Raw genomic sequence first — 19,995 nt, 5'->3', positions numbered from 1 at the left:
TTGAAAAAACTTACAGAAAAAGATGAATTTTGCCATTCTAGACATCGAAGCCACTGGCGGGAAAAAGGGGACTGAAAAAATCATTGATATTGCCATCTACCAATTTGATGGTGAAAAGGTTACCGACCAGTTTGCCAGTATGGTAAATCCCGAGCGTGAGATTGATAAATTTGTTCAGAACTTGACGGGTATTACGCAAAAAATGGTACGCCAAGCTCCCAAATTTCATGAACTTGCCAAAAGAATTGTGGAAATCACAAAAGATTGTGTGATTGTAGGCCACGGCGTAGATTTCGACTACCGAATGCTGCGGCAAGAATTTCAATCTTTGGGTTATAATTTTGAGCATAAAACTTTAGATACGCTAACACTCAGTCATCAATTTTTGCCCAATCTCGAAACTTATTCCTTGGGTAAACTATGCAAAAACCTGGGCATCCCCTTGGCAGATAGGCATCGTGCTGCTGGGGATACGCGAGCAACTCTAGAATTATTTAAAATTTTACTCAAAAAAGATAAAACCAAAAATATCATCAAAGCCTTTGGGCAAAATGACCCGAAGAGCAAACAGCAGATTTCTAAATTGCTCCAATTACAGAGAAACCTGCCAACGCAGAGTGGCATCTACTATTACCTAGATGCCGATGGCGAAATTTTTTACCTGCAAGCTGCAAGAAATATTCAAATGTCTGTAAACCATGATTTTACAAACGCAAGCAAAAAGAGCTTACACATCCAAACACGCGTGAAGGAGGTTCATTTTGAAATTACTGGAAGTTTTTTTATCGCTCTTCTTATGCAAATGGAAGAAGAAATCAATCATCAAAATTTAATCAAAAACAAGCAAAATTATTTCAAATTTGGATTATTTTTAAACCCAACAAGAATAGAAAAATTAAATACCACCGAGGGCATCCCTTTTCTGATTTTCCCAACAAAAAACAAGGCTTATAAAGCTTTAGACTCATGCGAGACGATGGAAGAAAATTTGGGAAATAATGAAGAAATTTCTCAAGGCTTAAAAAATCTCACTTCTAATGAAAATCATTTTATCCTCATCGACAAAGGCCGAACTGCGGAAGAGAAATCCTTCATCGAGATTGAAAAAAATGAAATTCTAGGTTTCGGATTCTTTAAATTTTACAATCAATTGGAGGAGACCTCCGTTCGGCATGCGATCTTAGTCCCTGTGACATCACAAGAAATAACGCCAGCATTGGTACGCAGTTGGCTAAATTTTCATCATTTCAAACAAAAAATAAGTTTCAAACCAGGCGAAAACATTAAATTACCAAAAGAAAATGACAGAAAAAGATCAAAGAATTTCAGATAAATTCAGACAAAAAAATTGGAACGAAATTAAAATCAATGACTCTTGGATGATTTTTAAAATCATGGGAGAATTTGTGCGGGGGTTTGAAGGAATGTCTCGCCTCGGGCCGTGTGTGAGTATGTTTGGCTCTGCACGTACGCAGGTAGATCACCGCTACTACGCTTTGGCAGAGGAAATTGCCTACGGCATTACTCAGATTGGCTTTGGCATCATCACCGGTGGCGGGCCCGGCATCATGGAAGCTGCTAACAAAGGAGCTCGCCGTGGCGGTGGGCAATCTATCGGGCTCGGGATTGAATTGCCCTTCGAGAGTGGCAATAATGAATTCATTGACAAAGATTTAAGTCATTCGTTTGATTATTTCTTTGTACGTAAAGTTTTACTAGTCAAGTATGCACAAGGTTTTGTCGTTTTACCTGGCGGATTTGGAACTCTGGATGAGCTTTTTGAAGCCATAACGTTGATTCAGACTGATAAAATTGGGCGATTCCCCATTGTACTCGTTGGTAGAAAATATTGGGGAGGGTTAATTGACTGGTTTAAAGACACTTTACTACAAGAAAGAAAAATTAGCGAAAAAGATTTAAAGTTGTTTCGTGTAGTTGATACGAGTGAAGAAGCTGTGGGGCACATCAAGGCTTTCTATGACAAATATACCGTAAAACAAAATTTCTAAAACTTTTAGCCTCTGTTTAAATCCAATTAAATCTAAAATATGTTTGGATTTTGAAAAAAAATTGGAAATACTGCTCAAAAAGCTTTACTTGGCATTAGGTTTGAAAGATTTTTACTATAAAATATGCTTTATGAATTGGCGATTTCTTATTATTTTTTTTATTCTTATTTTTTTAACACAATGCAAGCTCAAAGAAAAAAATGACATCTCGGTAAAACCGGAAAAAATAGAAAATATTGCTGAAAAAGTCGCAGCAAAGGAAAACTTGCGTGTAGGAACTTTAAAAATTGGAAATCATAAGGAGGAAAATCGCTTGCTCGCTTCTTATCCCATCACAGCGTATAATTTCATTAATGCTAATGAGGAGAGATTCGCCTTGGATTTTATAAATCAATTTAAGTCAGAATTTGGAACGGCGTCAAATAAAAATCCAGAATTCATCACTGGAATAGACTTTATCCAAAATTTTAAAATTCCTTTTCAGAGTGAGAATTTCATCACCTTTCTGTACACGCGTTTCGCTTCTACTGGTGGTGACTACAATACCGCGCAGAGCGCAACAATTTATGATTTGAATGAGAAGAAAAAATTAACAATAGAAAATATCTTTAAAGATTTTGAAAGCTTTAAAAAATTTGCCATCAAAGTTCAGCAAATTGCAAAAGATTCTTTGACTCAACGGCTGGAAAATCAAAAAAATCTACACCCTGAAGAGAAAAATCAACTGCTGAAGGATATCGAATCTCAAGTTACTGAAGGCACAAAAGCTCTTGAGAAAAATTATAACTCTCTCTACTTTACACCAGACAATCAATGGCATGTTATTTTTGACCCAAACCAAATTGCTCCTGGACTTTTAGGGCGTTTAGAACTTCAATTTAAAAAAGAAGAAATTCAAGCGTATTTAAAACCCTCATTGGTAGAGAAAATTACACAAACGCCGCTACCCATTCGCCTAAAAAGTTTGAAATTTGAAGCGCCGAAAGCCAACGATTCTATTGATTGCTCTAAAGAGAATTGTGTTGCTTTGACTTTTGATAATGGCCCTACTCAATTTACCGAGCAATTACTCGATACGCTCAAAAGTTACAACGCGCAGGCGACATTCTTTGTCATCGGTCAAAATGCTGAACATCAGCCAGATTTGCTTCGCCGTATTATTAATGAAGACCATTTAATTGGTAATCAATCATTTAACCACAAAGATTTCACACGTATTTCAGCCAAAGAAATAAAATCAGAACTGAATGCTTCTGATGATCTTATAGAGGAAATTACTGGTTACCGCCCCGAATTTTTCAGGTTTCCCTATGGTGCTTATACGCCTGAAGTTTTAAAGATAATTGAAAAACCAGTTATTTCTTATACTTTAGATTCTAAAGATTGGAAGAATAAAAATGTAGATAGCTTGGTAAATACGCTCTCTCATCCGCCAAAAAATGGAATTATCTTGGTTCATGACATCAATGCTACTACGGTGGAAGCTCTAGCGAAGGCTCTGCAGAATTATAGAGAAAACGGCACTCGTGTCGTTAGTTTAAAAAAGCTTTTGGCTCATCAAAAGCTAAGGAAAAATCAGCTATATTTTTCGGGAGAGAAAAAATAATTTTTTTTAAGGCTTAAAAAATTTTTAATAACTTGAACTCGATGGGAAATAACTTGCTCGTTGCAAAAAATGTGACCAAAGCTTATGGTAATAAAGTTGCGTTAAAAGATTTTAGCATACAAATTCCAAAGGCTTCCATCTATGGTCTGCTGGGCCCCAATGGAGCTGGGAAAACCACGTTTATAAGGATTATTAACCAGATCACGATGCCCGACTTTGGTGAAATGATTTTAGACGGGGAAAGACTTTCTGCCAAACATATTTCACAAATCGGCTATATGCCTGAAGAGAGAGGTCTCTATAAAAATATGAAAGTTGGAGACCAATGCATTTATTTGGCTCAACTGAAAGGCTTGAGTAAAAAAGAAGCTAAAAAAAGATTAAATTTTTGGTTTGAGAAATTAAATATTTCTGATTGGTGGGGCAGGAAATTGAGAGAGCTTTCAAAAGGAATGAGCCAAAAAATTCAATTTATCGTGACGGTATTACACGAGCCTAAATTATTGATTTTTGATGAGCCATTTAGCGGTTTTGACCCAGTGAACGCCAACATCATTCGCGATGAAATTCTAGAACTTCAAAAGAAAGGTGCTACGATTATTTTCTCTACACATCGCATGGAATCTGTAGAAGATTTGTGCGACCATGTCGCATTGATTCATCGTTCAGAGAAAATTTTGGACGGACCAATTCACTCTATCAAAGAAAAATTTAAACAAGAGGCTTATTGGGTGGAATTAAAAAATGTAAAATCTGATTTTTTTGAAGCCTTTAAAAATTCTCATCATTTAGAAAACATTGATGAACGGAATGGTTTAAAAAAGTTTAAAATCTTCCAAGAAAACCTTACATCTAGAGAATTAATTACTGAACTGAATGGTTTGGGCGAAATCATTACATTTAGAGAAGAAATCCCGTCTATGAATCAAGTATTTTTAACCGCTGTAAATCAATAGAAATGAATCAAATCTTTTTGGTTACTCAACGGGAGTATTTTAATGAAATTAGAAAAAAGTCATTTATCTTGATGACGCTAGCCGTTCCTTTTTTGATGGTGGCTTTTGTTGCAATCGTTGTTTTCTTGGGGCAAGCTAATCAAGAAACGATGAACATTGCGGTGGTAGATGAGAGTGGCTATTTTGCCTCGACATTTCATTCTACCGAAAAGGAACGCTATGAGTACCGTCCTGTAGAGGATTTACAGGGGATGATGGACACGCTACAGACTAGTGATTTTTTACAAGGTATTTTGCATATTCCTAAAACAGACAGCAGTTTTCAAAACTTGAAATCAGATATTGATTTTGCTGCGAATAAGAGTTTAGGGATTTCTCAAATCAGTAAAATTCAAAGTAAACTTAGCGAACGACTGGAGTTTCTAAATTTAAAGAAAAAGGGGATTTCTGAGGAAATACTAGAAAAAGCTAAAGTCAATGTTAAATTAAACGTGACTCAACAGACGGCTTCTGGTGAAACGCAAAAAACTAATGAAACGCTAGAAGCCATCAAATCTGTTTTCTCTGGAATATTGATGTATGCCACTTTTACTTTTATCATGATGTACGGTGTCCGAGTAATGCGAAGCGTTTTAGAAGAAAAAAATAATCGTGTTGTTGAAATCATCATTTCATCAGTCAAACCCTTTAATCTGATGATGGGGAAAATCTTAGGCACAACCTTGGTTGCCATCACTCAATTTGCTATTTGGATTGCACTGATTCTCTTTTTGATGTCAATTTTGCCTTTATTTTTGAGCGAATCTATATCAGAGGTTTCTGCCATAAACCCAGCAGCAGCTCAAGTAGAAAGCTTTCCAGAGCAAGTTAATGACGTTATTCAGTCTATTTTTACTTTAAATATTCCATTAATTATCAGTGTCTTTTTTATTTATTTCTTTTTGGGTTATATTTTTTACAGCTCGTTTTTTGCAGCAATTGGAGCCTCGGTAGAAAATGATAGCGAGACACAACAATTTATGTGGGTTGGCATTATGCCTTTACTTCTAGGTGTTTATGGTTCATTAAGTATCTTTGAGAACCCTGATGGTCCTGTTGGATTTTGGTTTTCGATGATTCCATTCACTTCACCAGTAACGATGATGGCTAGAATCACCTATGGCGTACCCTATTGGCAATTAATTGCTTCCATTGCAATACTGATTTTATCTGTAATCGCGATGGTTTGGTTTGCTTCTAAAATTTATCGAGTAGGGATTTTAATGTATGGCAAAAAACCTTCGATCAAAGAATGGATGAAGTGGCTTAAATATTGATTTAGATAAACTTAGCCTCAATTTTTAGATTTCATATTTTTAATTTTTTTTAAGCCTTAAAAAATTTTAATGAAAAAGGAGGGCAAGATTTCATTCTCAGAAACCTAATTTTTTCTTAATTTCATTTAATTTCATTAGAGCCTCCACGGGTGTCAGTGTATCGATATCGGTATCACGTATCTCATCTCTAATGCTTTCTAAAATTGGGTCGTCTAGCTGAAAAAAACTCAATTGCATATTCTCCTGTGTTAATTTTTTCGTTTTTTTATTTAGCTGGTCTCCGCCGTGCGAATTTTCTAAAACTTTTAGAATCTCATTTGCTCTCTTCACCACTGAGCGTGGCATTCCTGCCATTTCTGCCACATGAATTCCAAAACTATGCTCGCTACCCCCAGGCTGTAATTTCCTGAGAAACAAAATCTTGTTTTTGGTTTCTTTGATGCTGACATTATAATTTTTAATTCGTTCAAAACTCTTTGCCATTTCATTCAGCTCATGATAATGTGTTGCAAATAGCGTCTTGGGTTTTCCCGAATGCTGATGCAGGTACTCTGTAATAGCCCAAGCGATAGAAATCCCATCGTAAGTGCTTGTTCCACGCCCAATTTCGTCTAAAACAATTAAACTTTTTCCTGTAACAGAATTTAGGATTTGTGCTGTTTCATTCATTTCTACCATAAAGGTACTTTCCCCTTGCGAAATATTGTCTGAAGCACCCACACGTGTGAAGATTTTATCGACCAAACTGATTTCTGCAGATTTAGCAGGTACATAACAGCCCATCTGTGCCATGAGTACTATGAGAGCTGTTTGCCGAAGCAAGGCACTTTTACCCGACATATTGGGGCCTGTAATCATCACTATTTGCTGTTCTTTGTCGTCTAAATAAATACTGTTGGCAATGTATGGCGACTCCGTTGGTAGCTGTTGTTCTATCACGGGGTGGCGCCCATCGATGATTTGCAGTGCAGGATTGGAGCTTATTTTGGGTTTAACGTAATGATTTTTCTGTGCCAAATTGGCAAAATTCAATAGGCAATCAAGTTCAGCTACCGTTTTTGCAATTTTCTGAATTTCAGGTATTTTAGGCATAACTTGCTGAATCAAATCCTGAAAAAGTTGTGTTTCTAATTGAAGGATTTTCTCTTCCGCTCCTAAAATTTTATCCTCATAATCTTTTAATTCAGGAGTGATGTAGCGTTCTGCGTTCACCAAGGTTTGCTTTCGTATCCAGTTTTTGGGCACTTTACTTTTATGTGTATTTCTTACTTCTATATAATATCCATAGACATTATTAAAGTTTATTTTCAAATTTGAAATCCTTGTATTTTCTATTTCGCGTAAGCGCATTTCTTCCATAAAATTTTCTGCGCCTTCCAAAATTTTTCGCAGCTCATCTAGCTCTTGTGAAACGCCTTTTCGTATTACATTTCCTTTGTTGATGAAATGAGGTGGGTCATCAGACAAGCTTTCTACCAAGGCTTCCCGAAGCTGAGACAGCGTATTGGGTTTAATTGGGATAAGATTCTTTTTTTGTAAATAATCTGATGGGATATTATCTGAAATTTCTTGAACAGCGAATAGTGAATCGGTTAACTGCGTTAATTGTTTCGGTGTTATTTTCCCCGTAGCAATCTTGGAGCACAATCTTTCTAGATCTGCAATATTTTTCAAAGATTCCGCTAGACTTAGGCTTACATCGCTGTTTTCTAATAAATAATCTACCGTGTTGAGCCTTGCTTCTATCATTTTCTGGTCGTTGAGTGGCAAGGCAATCCAACGTCGGACTAAACGTGACCCCATGGGCGTAAGTGTATGATTTAGAACATCCAACAAAGAAACAGAATCTGGGTGAGGTGAATTGAATAGTTCTAAATTCCGTACGGTAAAGGCATCTAACCAAACGTATTTTTGATTAATAATACGCTGTAATACATTGATGTGCTGCAATTCAAAATGATGCGTCTCATCCAAATAAGCCATAACAGCCCCAGCAGCTACAATGCTCTCATTCATATCCTCTACTCCAAAACCTTTGAGTGATTTAGTCTTGAAATGTTGTGTTAATTTTTCATAGCCAAAACTATATTGAAAGGCCCAATCATCTAAGCCAAAGAGGCTGATGTGTGGGGGAATAAAGTCTATTTTTTGGTGTTTTTGGTAGATTATTTCATTTGGAGAAAAATTTTGAATTAATTTTAAAACTTCCTCTTGATTTCCCTCTTGCAAGAAAAATTCCCCCGTAGAAATATCTAATAAAGCGACACCAAATTGATTCTTTTGTGCATGAATCGCCATTAAAAAATTATTACGAGAAGATCCTATCACTTGGTCATTGAGTGCCACACCAGGGGTTACCAGTTCTGTAACGCCTCTTTTTACGATTTTTTTTGCTTGTGAAGCGTCTTCTAGCTGGTCACACACGGCAACACGGTAGCCGGCACGTACTAATTTTGGCAAGTAACTGTCTAACGAATGATATGGGAAGCCAGCAAGTTCTGTGTGAGAGGAACCATTGGCTCGTTTCGTCAAGACAATATCTAAAATTTTTGATGTTTTTATAGCATCTTCACCAAAGGTTTCATAAAAATCTCCTACCCTAAACAACAAAATAGCATCAGGATATTTAGATTTTATCCCATTGTACTGCTTCATTAAAGGCGTCGCTTTTGATGTTTTTTCACTCATTTAAACACGATTGTTGGGCTGACTAAAATAATAAAATTCATCCCTTTTAAAATTAAAAAAGAACGGTTTTTTTGGAGTTTTAAAAATTTTAATTTAAACGAATAATCCTGATCGCCTTATTTAATTTCGCCTTTCCTTTTTCACTTTGTTCGTAACTAAACTTACCTGACAAGCGTGTTTCTACTCGTTTAGCATCAAAATCAGATATAAAACCATTCCTATTCATTCGGTCAACAACATCAAACATAATATCGTATCCCATCGCCATATATTTGGTTGGTAATTGACAGAATTTCTCATCAAAAGCATTTAGAACTTCTTTCTCTGATTGCCCGAAGCTGTTAATCATTCGGCTTGCTGTATATACAAAATTAATTTTCTTCAGTTTATTAATTGTGGCAGCATTTGAGGCATCAAAAACGTCTATCGCTGGCACAAAGAACACGCTATATCCCTTGATTTTATCTAAATCTTGATTTAGCAAATTATCAATATAACTTCTACCCAACACATTATCTTCAGACACCAAAACTGCAATGGCAGGTTTCGTTATCTCAACTTTTGTTTCGTTACCGTTCTCATCTTTACCTGAAACCATCTCTTTATCTAAAGTTATATAATCAGCGTTGGTAATAACCTCTACCCTATTGGTTTTCAATACTTTAATTAATTTTGACTTCAAATATTCTGCTACATTCTTTTCTCCGCTAGTAGTCAATAATTGAATTGGTTCCCCTTGATATCTTTTCGCTATTTCTTCAGCAATTATATCTGCCGAATATTGATCTCTCGGCGTCGGTAAATAAATATTTTCAAACTGCTCCAAAATCTCTGTATTGACTACTGGAGAGAAAATTGGAATATTCAACTTCTCTAAAGTCTGTGCCGTATGTAATAACCCATCTTGAAAAAACGGCCCTATGAGTGCATCATATTTATAAATCTCATTGGATTTAATAAATCGATCTACAGTCGTATTGCTATTTTCGCTATCCACAATTTTCACATTAATCTTTTTCCCTCTTTTTATCAACTCATCAAGCGCTACTTGCGCTCCCATATAAAATTCTTTCGCAACTTGGCGTTCTCCTTTGTAAGAATTTGGCTGATTTAAATAAAACGGAAGAATCAGAGCTACATTTATTTGCTCATCTTTAGAGGCATCATAATCTTTTAGCTCCATTTGCTCTAGATTTAGGTCTGCCAAATTTGCTCCTTTTACTGTAGGAATTTCTAGCGTCATTCCACTTTTTAGCCCATTGCTAAGAGCTGGATTGCTCTCCAAAAGTTCCGTTAATGTAATTTCGTATTTTCTTAAAATCGAAAAAATAGTTTCCTTGGGCTGAACTTTATGCTTAAATTGACTATTCTCAAAGGTAACTCGTTTTTTCTCTGGGATTTTGATATACTCTTCCACCTTTAAACCTTCTTTTTGCAAATCACGATTAGCTGCATAGACATCGGCTGGCTCCAGATCATTTTTTTTGGCAATCGTATATACTGTCTCTCCAGGGTTCACTTTATGCAAGCCTTTTGGATTTTCTTGATTTGTTAAAACTTTTTCCTTCGGAATTCTCAAAACATCTCCTACCTGCAAACCTCGCTCTGCTACAAATGGATTCAAACTCTTTATTGTTTCTTGCGAGGTCTGATATTCCTTTGCCAGCGAGTACAAATTTTCTTTAGGCTCTATCACACGATAATAGAACTCATCATCTTGATAATTCTTAAATTTTGGCGTACTCTCCTTCTGTATTTGCTGTGGTGTATCTACTTCTGCAGCAGCATTATCGCTATTCCCAGGGATTGTGAGCACATCACCTTTTTGCAATTGGCGTTTATACAAAAAAGGATTTGCTTTTTTCAGCGCTTCTTGCGTAATTTTATATCGTTTACTTAAGCCATATATCGTCTCTTTTGCTTGGACATTGTGCGTTCTTGTCTGCCCCAACATCAAAACTGAAATCAAAAAAAACAAAGGCAAAACTATCTTTTTCATTCAAAAGTATATTTTATGCAAAAATACAATTTATTTTATCTTTAAGCTCAGTTTAAATTTTAGCGCTTTTCCAAAAAAAAACAACTACTTCTTTCCCTTGCTTTAAATTTCAATCCATTAAAACTCATTCAGATACTAATAATCAAAACATTTTACAACAAATTTTGATTCAAAAGCATCTAAACTTTCATACACCGCTTCAAAGAAATTTTCACCATATTTTTGATAAAAAACAGAAAAATTAATTTTCCGTTCCTGCCAAGTCCCACTAGGAAACATAATTTCATACAAATTCTCCAGTCTACGAATCTTACTCCTCAATCTTTTTTCTTCCGCTTTTTGCAGTCTTTTTTTCATTTTCTCATAGCCATTGAGCTGTTTTTGCTGCTGAGCCAAAAGCATTTGCCGAAACGTATCATCAGTTTTCTCCGCAATTTCTGAAGCCTTAAAAAATTTTTGCTCGATGTTTTCTTTTAATTTTTCTAAAACTTCAAACAAATCTGTTTGTTGCTTTACCCATTCGCTCTTCAATTCTGATATAGGACTAAAAAGGTGCTGAGGTAAAATCCCAAATTTTGTAGCTTTCTCACACTGATTTTTAGTTAAAATCAGAAAAGAATTTCGGAGCATAATGAGCGGGAATTCAATCTCAAATTGTGCAAACATTCGCTTAAGCTGTAGCCAATAAGCTATTTCTCCGCCACCACCTATGTAGCAAACATTGGGCAAAATAATCTCTTGGTACAGCGGACGCAGGATCACATTGGGGCTAAATTTTTCGGGAGAATTTTCTAAGGCTTTAAAAATTTCATCACCCTCAAATTTCTTTAAACTATCAACCAAAAAGTAAACGCCATCTTCAAAGTCAATTCTTTCTCTTTTCCCATTTTCTGAATAAAACAAATTGATTTCTCGGGCAAAAGCCTGTTCCTTATATTTATTCAGTTGGTGATTGGTCGCTTGCACGGCTTCTTGCGCCAATTGATTTCTCAACTCTTTCTCAAAATAAGGAATTGCTAATCTTTTCAATTCAGGGTGGTTGGCATCTAAAATTAAAACACCCCATTCGCCCAGTAATTCCTGCACTAGAAACCTTGTTGATGCGGCTAAATCTTTTTTTTGATAAGCCTTGGTTATCATTTTTTCTAAATTCTTAGCCGCTTGATTTTTTTCTAAGCCTTTAAAAAATTCGGTAAAAACAGCTAAAACCCCGTCGGTTCCCATTTCCCCTACAAAGCCACCGCTTTCTCGCTGCCAGCGGTAGGTCGATTGGTAGGTACTAAAATGATTTATTTCCTCAAAATCATGATCTTCCGTCGCCATCCAAAAAATCGGAACAAACGTGAATTGCTCTTGGCTTCGGTTCATTTCCTCACACATTTTCACCGTGTGCAAAATTTTATAAATAAAATAAAGCGGCCCAGTTGCTAAATTTAATTGATGCCCAGTTGTCACCGTAACGGCATTTGGATTTTCTAAAGCCTTTAAATTTTTTTGCTGCTTAGCTGTAAGAATTTGGTTTTGAGCAGATAAAACCTGCGTAAGAACTGCTCGGTTTTTATAACCTTTAGTTTTAACTTTGGCCTGCTGCATCAAACTCTCACGGCTTACTTTTTGAGTGTAAAAGTTTTTCAAGCCAGGGGATTCGTTTAGAAAATCTTGGATTAATCTCGAGACTCCAGTATTTTGCAATGGGTATGTTTGCATTATGGGTAAAAGGTTTTATAAACTTCTAAAGGGCGAGAAAAGTTGCCCAAAGTTCCTACGTTGTTGGGTGTGTTTTCAAGCGTTAGGGAAAACTCTAAGGAAGAAAGTTTCGTTCCTGTAAAAGCAATCATTTCATTTAACGGAATTTCATTTTCTAAAACCCAATTTAACTCTTCCATATTTCTTGTCGTCACAGAAATCATCATTTCAGCTGCTAATTGATTTTTTTTTACGCTTATATATTCGCTTGTATATTCGCTTGTATATTCAGAAAAAGCTAAAAACACAGAGAAAAAAATATTTTTACGTAACAATGCATATTAACAAATATAGTATTTTTAAGAATTATTCATTCAAAATATTGAGAAGAATTAATTTTAATTAAATATTTTTGGGATTGAAATGATACTAAAAGGAGAAAACTTAATTAAAAACTACGGTAAAAAAAGAGTTGTAAAAGATGTCTCGCTCAGTGTGGAGCAAGGGCAGATTATCGGTTTACTAGGGCCAAACGGTGCTGGTAAAACAACGACTTTTTACATGATTGTAGGCTTGATAAAACCAACCGAGGGTAAGGTTTTCTTAAATGATGATAACATTACTAGAAACGCCATGTATCGCCGAGCCCAAAAGGGAATCGGCTACTTGGCACAAGAAGCTTCTGTCTTCAGAAAACTATCGGTAGAAGATAACATCATGAGCGTGCTAGAGATGATGAAACTTTCTAAAAAAGAAAGAATTACCCGCCGCGATGAGTTGATTGCAGAATTTGGCTTAGAACACGTACGCCATAATCGTGGCGATTTACTCTCGGGAGGCGAACGCAGAAGAACTGAAATAGCACGTGCATTGGCCGTTGATCCTAAGTTCATTTTATTAGACGAGCCTTTTGCCGGGGTTGACCCAATTGCGGTAGAAGATATTCAAAAAATTGTGCGTTCACTGGTGAAAAAGAATATAGGCATCTTAATTACAGACCATAACGTTCAGCAAACTTTAGCTATTACAGATAAAACTTACATCATGTTTGAAGGGCGAATACTAAAAGAAGGAAGCCCAGAAGAATTAGCAAACGACCCTGATGTTCGTCGGGTTTATTTGGGCGAAAACTTCCGTTTTGAGAAGATTTAGGTTTTTTAGTGATTAATTTATTAATTCTAGAGCATTTAGAAAGTTATTTATAAATTATTAGCTTTTTTTTTAAGGCTTAAAAAATTTTCAAGCATTTTTAGCCCATAGAAATTTTTATAAAGCTTTATTTTTTTGCTAACATTTTTTTCATCTTAAGCTCAATCAATTCTTTGAAATTTAAAACTAAAATTTTTAGTTTAAACTAAAGTTGCCCAAACGTCGCATTTTTTGGCTCAAAATTTTCATTGAACAATTGTATTTTTAACTTTAGGCTCAAAAAAAGAAAATAATGAATCAACCATTTAAGCTAGGCGAAGAAAATTTAAATGTTGAAACTTGCATTCAAATTATTCGTAAAGAGAAAGGAATTCTTTTGACAGAAAAATCCAAACAAATCATCAATGAATCTGCACAACGTGTTGAAAATATTGTCAATTCAGACCAAACGGTTTACGGCATAAACACTGGTTTTGGCCCGCTTTGCACAGTGAAAATCACTAAAGAAGAAACGCGTAAACTGCAAGAAAATATTTTGAAATCACATGCTGTTGGCGTAGGAAATCCATTGGAAGATAACTTGGTGAGATTAATGCTTTTAACCAAATTACACGCACTCTCCAAAGGCTTTTCTGGCATTCAATTGCAAACCGTAGAGAGAATCCAATTTTTGTTTGAAAATGATATTTTGCCACAAGTCCCAGCGCAAGGCTCTGTTGGTGCATCGGGTGATTTAGCTCCGCTTTCACATTTATTTTTGCCATTGATTGGTCTTGGAAAAGTGAAATTCAAAAATGAAATTGTTGCTACAGAAAAAGTGTATCAAGAATTGAATTTAAAACCGATTGATTTAGGAGCAAAAGAAGGTTTGGCTTTGATTAACGGAACGCAATTTATTTTAGCTCACGCCGTTTGGGGTGTTCACCGAATGGGAAACACTTTAGAAAACGCTGATTTAATCGGTGCGTTGATGCTAGATGCATTAAAAGGTTCCACTTCGCCTTTCAAAAAAGAATTGCATGAAATTCGTCCGTACGAGGGCACCCAACAAGTGGCAGAAAATTTAAGAAATTACTTAGCCGATTCAGAGATTCCAGCTTCGCACAAAAATTGCGATAGAGTACAAGACCCCTACTCTTTGCGTTGTATGCCGCAAGTTCACGGAGCGAGTAGAAATGCTTGGAAACACTTGAAGGAACTGACTGAAATTGAATTAAATGCCGTAACGGATAACCCCATTATTACCCTTAACGGAGAAGCAATTTCTGGCGGAAATTTCCATGGGCAACCCTTGGCAATAGTTTTGGATTACGCAGCTTTAGCTACCGCAGAATTAGGAAACATCGCTGACAGAAGAGTTTATTTAAGTTTAGAAGGCGAAAAAGTTGGTCAGCCCAAATTATTGCTGAAAGAAACGGGTTTGAATTCTGGTTTTATGATTTGGCAATACACCACGGCAGCGTTGGTTACCGAAAACAAATCCTTGCTTTTCCCCGCCAGCGGAGATTCTGTGCCAACCTCTATGGGGCAAGAAGACCATGTGAGTATGGGAAGCATTTCGGGCAGAAAATTGCATATGATTTTAGATAATGTAGAAAAAATTCAAGCAATAGAACTGCTCACAGCTTGTCAAGCTTTAGATTTTAACCGTCCGTTGAAAACTTCACCAATTTTAGAAGAAATTCATTCAAAAGTGAGAGAAATTATTCCGTTTTTTGAAAAAGACGAATTTTTTGGTGAATATATAGAAAAGGGAATTAAATTGATTCAAAAAGGAAATTTAAAAAAATAAAAAAATGAAACTTATAGGTCCGTTTGCACAAGTTTTAACGATGTCTGATTTACCTTTGAAAGGAGCATTGAAAGACGAACAACTTGAAATTAAAACCAATGCAGGAATTTTAATCGATAAAGAAAAAATTCAAGTCATTGATGATTTTGATGTATTAAAATCTCAAAATCCAGCGGCTGAAATCGTGAAAATCACAGGTGAAAAAGTAGCTTTGCCCGGTTTTGTAGATAGCCATACGCACATTTGCTGGGGTGGAACACGCGCTAAAGATTTTGCGATGAGAAATGCAGGGAAATCCTATTTAGACATCGCCAAAGAAGGCGGCGGAATCTGGAGCACCGTGCTAAATACCCGAAAAGCCAGCCAAGAGGAATTAACTCAAATCATCATCAAAAGAGCAGATTATTTATTAAAACAAGGCATCACCACCGTTGAGGTGAAAAGTGGCTATGGACTTTCGGTAGAATCTGAACTGAAAATGTTACGTGCCATCAAAGAAGCCAATCAGTACACGAAGCAAAATTTGATTTCCACTTGTTTGGCTGCTCATACTCTGCCTAAAGATTTTGACGGAACGCATCAACAATACTTGGAATCAATTGAAAATGAATTGTTTCCGATTTTAGTTGAAGAAAATTTAACGAAAAGGATAGACGCTTTTATAGAAGAAGAAGCGTTTGATGCCAAAGCTACGATTCCGTATTTTGAAAAAGCTAAAGATTTAGGTTTTGATATTACGGTGCATGCCGACCAATTTTCAACGGGAGGGAGCGAAATTGCTGTGCGAGTTGGTGCCGTGAGTGCCGACCACTTGGAGGTAAGCACAGCCAAGGAAATTGAGCTTTTAGCCAATTCAGATACAGTAGCTACCGCTTTGCCAGGGGCTTCACTGGGCTTGGGGTGTCCGTTTACGCCAGCTCGTGCATTGTTGGATGCTGGAGCTTGTTTGGCGATTGCCTCCGACTGGAATCCAGGTTCCGCTCCACAGGGAAATATAATTGCACAAGCTGCGATTTTAGCAAGTTTCCAAAAATTGAGCAATGCCGAGGTTTTGGCTGGGGTTACTGCCAGAGCTGCTTACGCTTTGCGGACTGAAAAATTTGGGAGTTTGATAGAAGGAAATCAAGCCAATTTTACTATTTTTGACGCGGATAACTATCAAGAAATCACCTATCAACAAGGACGTTTATTGCCAGAAATGGTTTACATCAATGGCGAAAAAGTTTTTGTGAATTAAAATTTTTAAAACAATTCAAAATTATCAATAAATTCTATGAGAAACACATTATTAATCTTTTCATTTTTAGCCATCACTTTTGGCTGCAAAAACACAGTTGAAAACAATGCTTCTGATGAAATTACATTAACAGAACATGTTGATTTACAACAATTAACCGATAGTATTCAAATCAAAAAATTGCAAGTAGGCTCTGAAGGCTCAAAGGAAAAAAATCTTTTTCATGCTTCTTTTGCTAAAACTTTTTATTCGTTCGTTAACGAAAATGAAGAAAATTTTGTTCAATCATATTTAAATGAATTTAAAGAAGCTACTAAAGACATTAATGCAAGCGCTCCGTCTGGCATTGATTTCGTTCAACATTTTGAAATTATTGATAAAAACGCTCGTTTTCTTTCTTTTTTGATTGAAAGAAATACGTCTTTGGGCAATAATTATAACCACCAGTATTTCACGCACGTTTATGATATGGAAAATGAAAAATTGATTGTTTTTTCTGATTTATTCCCGAGAGAAAATTTCAAAAAAATAGTCAATACAATTCAAGCTAAAGCTGAAAAAAACATCAAAGAACAAATCAGCCAAAATCTAACTGAAAAAGATAAAAAAATGATGTGGGAAAATAATATTGAAACTTTTCAGCAAGGTACTGTAGCTAATGATGAAAATTATAATGCTTTTTCTTGGGATGAATCTGGGAATTTAAAAATTTATTTCAATAAATATCAAATCTCTTCAGGCGATTTAGGAGCGCTTGAGGTAACTTTAAGTCCTGATGAATACAGCGATTTATTAAATCCAAACTATCAATCTCTATTGCACATTCAGCCAAAAAAAGAGGAATCTGAAACAGAACAAACCACAATTACACAAGTCTTACCCACGGATGATATAGATTGTGGAGAGGTGCCGTGCGTTGCCTTGACCTTTGATGATGGGCCATCAAATTACACCCCTCAGTTGCTGGATATTTTGAAGGAAAACGAAGCTAAAGCTACTTTTTTTGTTTTAGGGAAATCGGCTAAAATTCAGCAAAATACGATTCAGCGCATCCATGCAGAAGGTCACCAAATCGGGAACCACAGCTGGGACCACAAAGATTTAAAGAAATTAAGCCGCTCAGGAATTGAGCATCAAATTTTTGACACCAATAAAGTAATTAAAGACATCACAGGTGTGGAACCCACTATTCTACGCCCGCCGTATGGTTCATACAATGATTTAGTGAAGTCTACAGCTAAATTACCTATTATTCTATGGGATTTAGACCCATTGGATTGGAAAGACAGAAATTCCAAAACGGTGGCTGAACGCATGAGCAAAGGGAAGCCCAACGGAATTTTATTGGCTCACGATATTCATAAATCTACCGTGGATGCGATGCCAACCGTGATTAAAAATCTTAAGGCTAAGGGTTATCATTTAGTTACAATAGATCAGCTTTTCTCTGGGAAAACATTGAAAAGCGGACAAGTTTATAATCAAAGAAAATAATCATAAATATTTTTTAAGGCTTAAAAAATATGACAACTTTTCAAGATAAAATCAAAGAGGGAATCCCAAAAGAATTACCCCCGAAACAAAATAGAGACGAAAGCGTTTCCCATGCCCCCGTCCGTAAAAAAATATTGAACCAAGAGGAAAGAAAATTAGCCATTAAAAATGCTTTGCGATATTTCCCCAAAGATTGGCATAAAGAATTGGCTCAAGAATTTGCTGATGAATTAGATACTTATGGCAGAATTTATATGTACCGTTTTCGTCCAGATTATGAAATGAAAGCCAGAAATATTGCTGAATATCCTGGAAAATCAGAACAAGCTAAGGCAATTATGCTGATGATTCAGAATAATTTAGACCCAGCAGTAGCTCAGCATCCACATGAATTGATTACCTATGGCGGGAACGGTGCTGTGTTCCAGAATTGGGCTCAATATCTGCTAACGATGCAATATCTTTCAGAGATCACTGATGAGCAAACTTTGCACATGTATTCTGGTCACCCGATGGGAGTTTTCCCTTCGCACAAAGATGCGCCACGCGTTGTGGTAACCAACGGAATGATGACCCCAAATTACTCTCAACCAGATGATTGGGAGAGATTCAATGCATTGGGCGTTACACAATACGGGCAAATGACGGCGGGAAGTTACATGTACATCGGCCCGCAAGGAATCGTGCACGGAACTACAATCACAGTAATGAATGCTTTCAGAAAAATCCTAAACCAAAACGAAACACCAAAAGGAAAATTATTCTTGACGGCTGGCTTGGGCGGAATGTCTGGAGCTCAACCCAAAGCGGGAAATATCGCAGGTTGTATTACCGTATGCGCTGAAGTGAATCCTGCAGCGAGCAGAAAACGCCACGATCAAGGCTGGGTGGATGAATTAATAGATGATTTGGATGAATTAGTGCAACGAGTGAAATTGGCTCAAACCAATGAGGAAGTAGTTTCTATCGCTTTTAACGGAAATGTGGTGGACGTTTGGGAAAAGTTTTTAGATGAAAATATCTACGTGCACGTAGGTTCAGACCAAACTTCGCTGCACAACCCATGGTCTGGCGGCTATTATCCTGTTGGAGTTTCGTTTGAAGAAGCCAACGAGCTAATTGCTCATCAGCCAGAAAAATTCAAAGCTTTGGTGGAAGAATCTTTACGAAGACAAGCCAACGCCATCAACGCCCACGCCAAAAGAGGAACGTATTTCTTTGATTACGGAAATGCTTTTTTGTTAGAAGCATCACGAGCAGGAGCAGATATTAAAGGAGAAAACGGGAAAGAATTTAAATACCCAAGCTATGTACAAGACATCCTTGGCCCGATGTGTTTTGATTACGGATTTGGCCCGTTCCGTTGGGTTTGCGCCTCGGGCAAAGCAGAAGATTTAGCCAAAACTGATGAAATTGCATTGCGAGTAATGCAAGAAATCAAAGCTAAAGCTCCAGTAGAAATTCAGCAACAAATGGCCGATAATATTCAGTGGATAGCACACGCCTTGGAAAATAAACTGGTGGTAGGTTCGCAAGCCAGAATTTTGTATGCCGATGCCGAAGGAAGAGCCAAAATCGCTCAAGCATTCAATGAAGCCATTGCCAATGGAGAAATTTCTGCACCAGTGGTTTTGGGGAGAGACCACCACGACGTCAGCGGAACAGATTCGCCCTACAGAGAAACCAGCAACATCTATGACGGCTCACGATTCACGGCAGATATGGCGATTCACAATGTGATTGGCGACAGCTTCCGCGGAGCCACTTGGGTGAGCATTCACAATGGTGGAGGCGTTGGCTGGGGAGAAGTCATCAACGGTGGATTTGGAATGCTTTTGGACGGAACACCCGAAGCCAGCAAACGCTTGAAGTCCATGCTCTTCTATGATGTAAATAACGGCATCGCCCGCAGAGCTTGGGCAAGAAATGATGAAGCTCTTTTTGCCATCCAAAGAGAAATGCAACGCTCACCAGAACTGAAAGTTACGATTCCTAACTTGGTGGATGATGAGGTTTTGGAACAGTTGTAAAATTTTTAGAAAAACCATTTCGTAACAAATATT

At 36.8% G+C, this 19,995-nt stretch carries 14 protein-coding genes; 10 read left to right on the top strand and 4 right to left on the bottom strand.

All coding sequences use genetic code 11. The features are described from left to right. Window positions 1-22 precede the first annotated feature (22 nt). The 5 genes from D5J18_RS06580 to D5J18_RS06560 all read left to right on the top strand — a co-directional run bounded on the left by D5J18_RS06580 (window position 23) and on the right by D5J18_RS06560 (window position 5,887). Entirely contained in the window at window positions 23-1,333 is a 1,311-nt protein-coding gene (locus D5J18_RS06580; RefSeq protein WP_119058217.1) for an exonuclease domain-containing protein, read from the top strand. Then, window positions 1,302-2,009: an LOG family protein gene (locus D5J18_RS06575; RefSeq protein WP_119058216.1), complete on the top strand. Its 708-nt coding sequence runs from the start codon at window positions 1,302-1,304 to the stop codon at window positions 2,007-2,009. Before D5J18_RS06580 ends, D5J18_RS06575 begins: the two co-directional genes overlap by 32 nt. A gap of 130 nt (window positions 2,010-2,139) precedes the next feature. Then, window positions 2,140-3,615 carry a polysaccharide deacetylase family protein gene (locus D5J18_RS06570; protein ID WP_133298119.1) on the top strand — a complete coding sequence of 492 codons (1,476 nt, stop codon included), beginning with the start codon at window positions 2,140-2,142 and terminating at the stop codon, window positions 3,613-3,615. Window positions 3,616-3,656: 41 nt separating this feature from the next. Next, on the top strand, window positions 3,657-4,571 hold the full coding sequence (locus tag D5J18_RS06565) for an ABC transporter ATP-binding protein (protein WP_119058214.1): 915 nt from the start codon (window positions 3,657-3,659) through the stop codon (window positions 4,569-4,571). A 2-nt stretch (window positions 4,572-4,573) separates the two neighbouring features. Further along, window positions 4,574-5,887: an ABC transporter permease gene (locus D5J18_RS06560; RefSeq protein WP_119058213.1), complete on the top strand. Its 1,314-nt coding sequence runs from the start codon at window positions 4,574-4,576 to the stop codon at window positions 5,885-5,887. A 96-nt stretch (window positions 5,888-5,983) separates the two neighbouring features. Here the strand turns inward: D5J18_RS06560 and mutS are convergent, their stop codons facing one another. The 4 genes from mutS to D5J18_RS06540 form a co-directional block, all read right to left on the bottom strand. Then, window positions 5,984-8,575 carry a DNA mismatch repair protein MutS gene (gene mutS / locus D5J18_RS06555; protein ID WP_119058212.1) on the bottom strand — a complete coding sequence of 864 codons (2,592 nt, stop codon included), beginning with the start codon at window positions 8,573-8,575 and terminating at the stop codon, window positions 5,984-5,986. 88 nt (window positions 8,576-8,663) lie between these two features. Further along, complete coding sequence (locus D5J18_RS06550; RefSeq protein WP_119058211.1) at window positions 8,664-10,574, bottom strand: amino acid ABC transporter substrate-binding protein; 1,911 nt, start codon at window positions 10,572-10,574, stop codon at window positions 8,664-8,666. A 135-nt stretch (window positions 10,575-10,709) separates the two neighbouring features. Continuing rightward, a complete protein-coding gene (gene bshC, locus D5J18_RS06545) occupies window positions 10,710-12,281 on the bottom strand; it encodes a bacillithiol biosynthesis cysteine-adding enzyme BshC (protein ID WP_119058210.1) in 1,572 nt (523 codons plus the stop codon). Further along, window positions 12,281-12,568 carry a hypothetical protein gene (locus D5J18_RS06540; protein ID WP_133298118.1) on the bottom strand — a complete coding sequence of 96 codons (288 nt, stop codon included), beginning with the start codon at window positions 12,566-12,568 and terminating at the stop codon, window positions 12,281-12,283. Before D5J18_RS06540 ends, bshC begins: the two co-directional genes overlap by 1 nt. Window positions 12,569-12,683: 115 nt before the next feature. On the opposite strand from D5J18_RS06540, the gene lptB reads away from it, so the two are divergent. From lptB to hutU, 5 genes are all read left to right on the top strand, one after another. Then, window positions 12,684-13,412, top strand: coding sequence for an LPS export ABC transporter ATP-binding protein (gene lptB / locus D5J18_RS06535; protein ID WP_119058208.1), 729 nt, complete (start codon window positions 12,684-12,686; stop codon window positions 13,410-13,412). Between the two features lie 289 nt (window positions 13,413-13,701). After that, window positions 13,702-15,201, top strand: a complete 1,500-nt coding sequence (gene hutH, locus D5J18_RS06530) for a histidine ammonia-lyase (RefSeq protein ID WP_119058207.1) — start codon at window positions 13,702-13,704, stop codon at window positions 15,199-15,201. A 4-nt stretch (window positions 15,202-15,205) separates the two neighbouring features. Beyond that, the gene (gene hutI, locus D5J18_RS06525; protein WP_119058206.1) at window positions 15,206-16,438 is read left to right on the top strand and encodes an imidazolonepropionase; all 1,233 of its coding nucleotides are present in this window, start codon (window positions 15,206-15,208) and stop codon (window positions 16,436-16,438) included. Window positions 16,439-16,474: 36 nt separating this feature from the next. After that, complete coding sequence (locus D5J18_RS06520) at window positions 16,475-17,932, top strand: polysaccharide deacetylase family protein (protein WP_119058205.1); 1,458 nt, start codon at window positions 16,475-16,477, stop codon at window positions 17,930-17,932. 29 nt (window positions 17,933-17,961) lie between these two features. After that, window positions 17,962-19,962, top strand: a complete 2,001-nt coding sequence (gene hutU, locus D5J18_RS06515; RefSeq protein ID WP_119058204.1) for a urocanate hydratase — start codon at window positions 17,962-17,964, stop codon at window positions 19,960-19,962. Window positions 19,963-19,995 lie beyond the last annotated feature (33 nt).

This window comes from Candidatus Ornithobacterium hominis, assembly GCF_900538215.1.
GTDB lineage: Bacteria > Bacteroidota > Bacteroidia > Flavobacteriales > Weeksellaceae > Ornithobacterium > Ornithobacterium hominis.
This window is presented reverse-complemented; position numbering and strand designations above follow the sequence as displayed.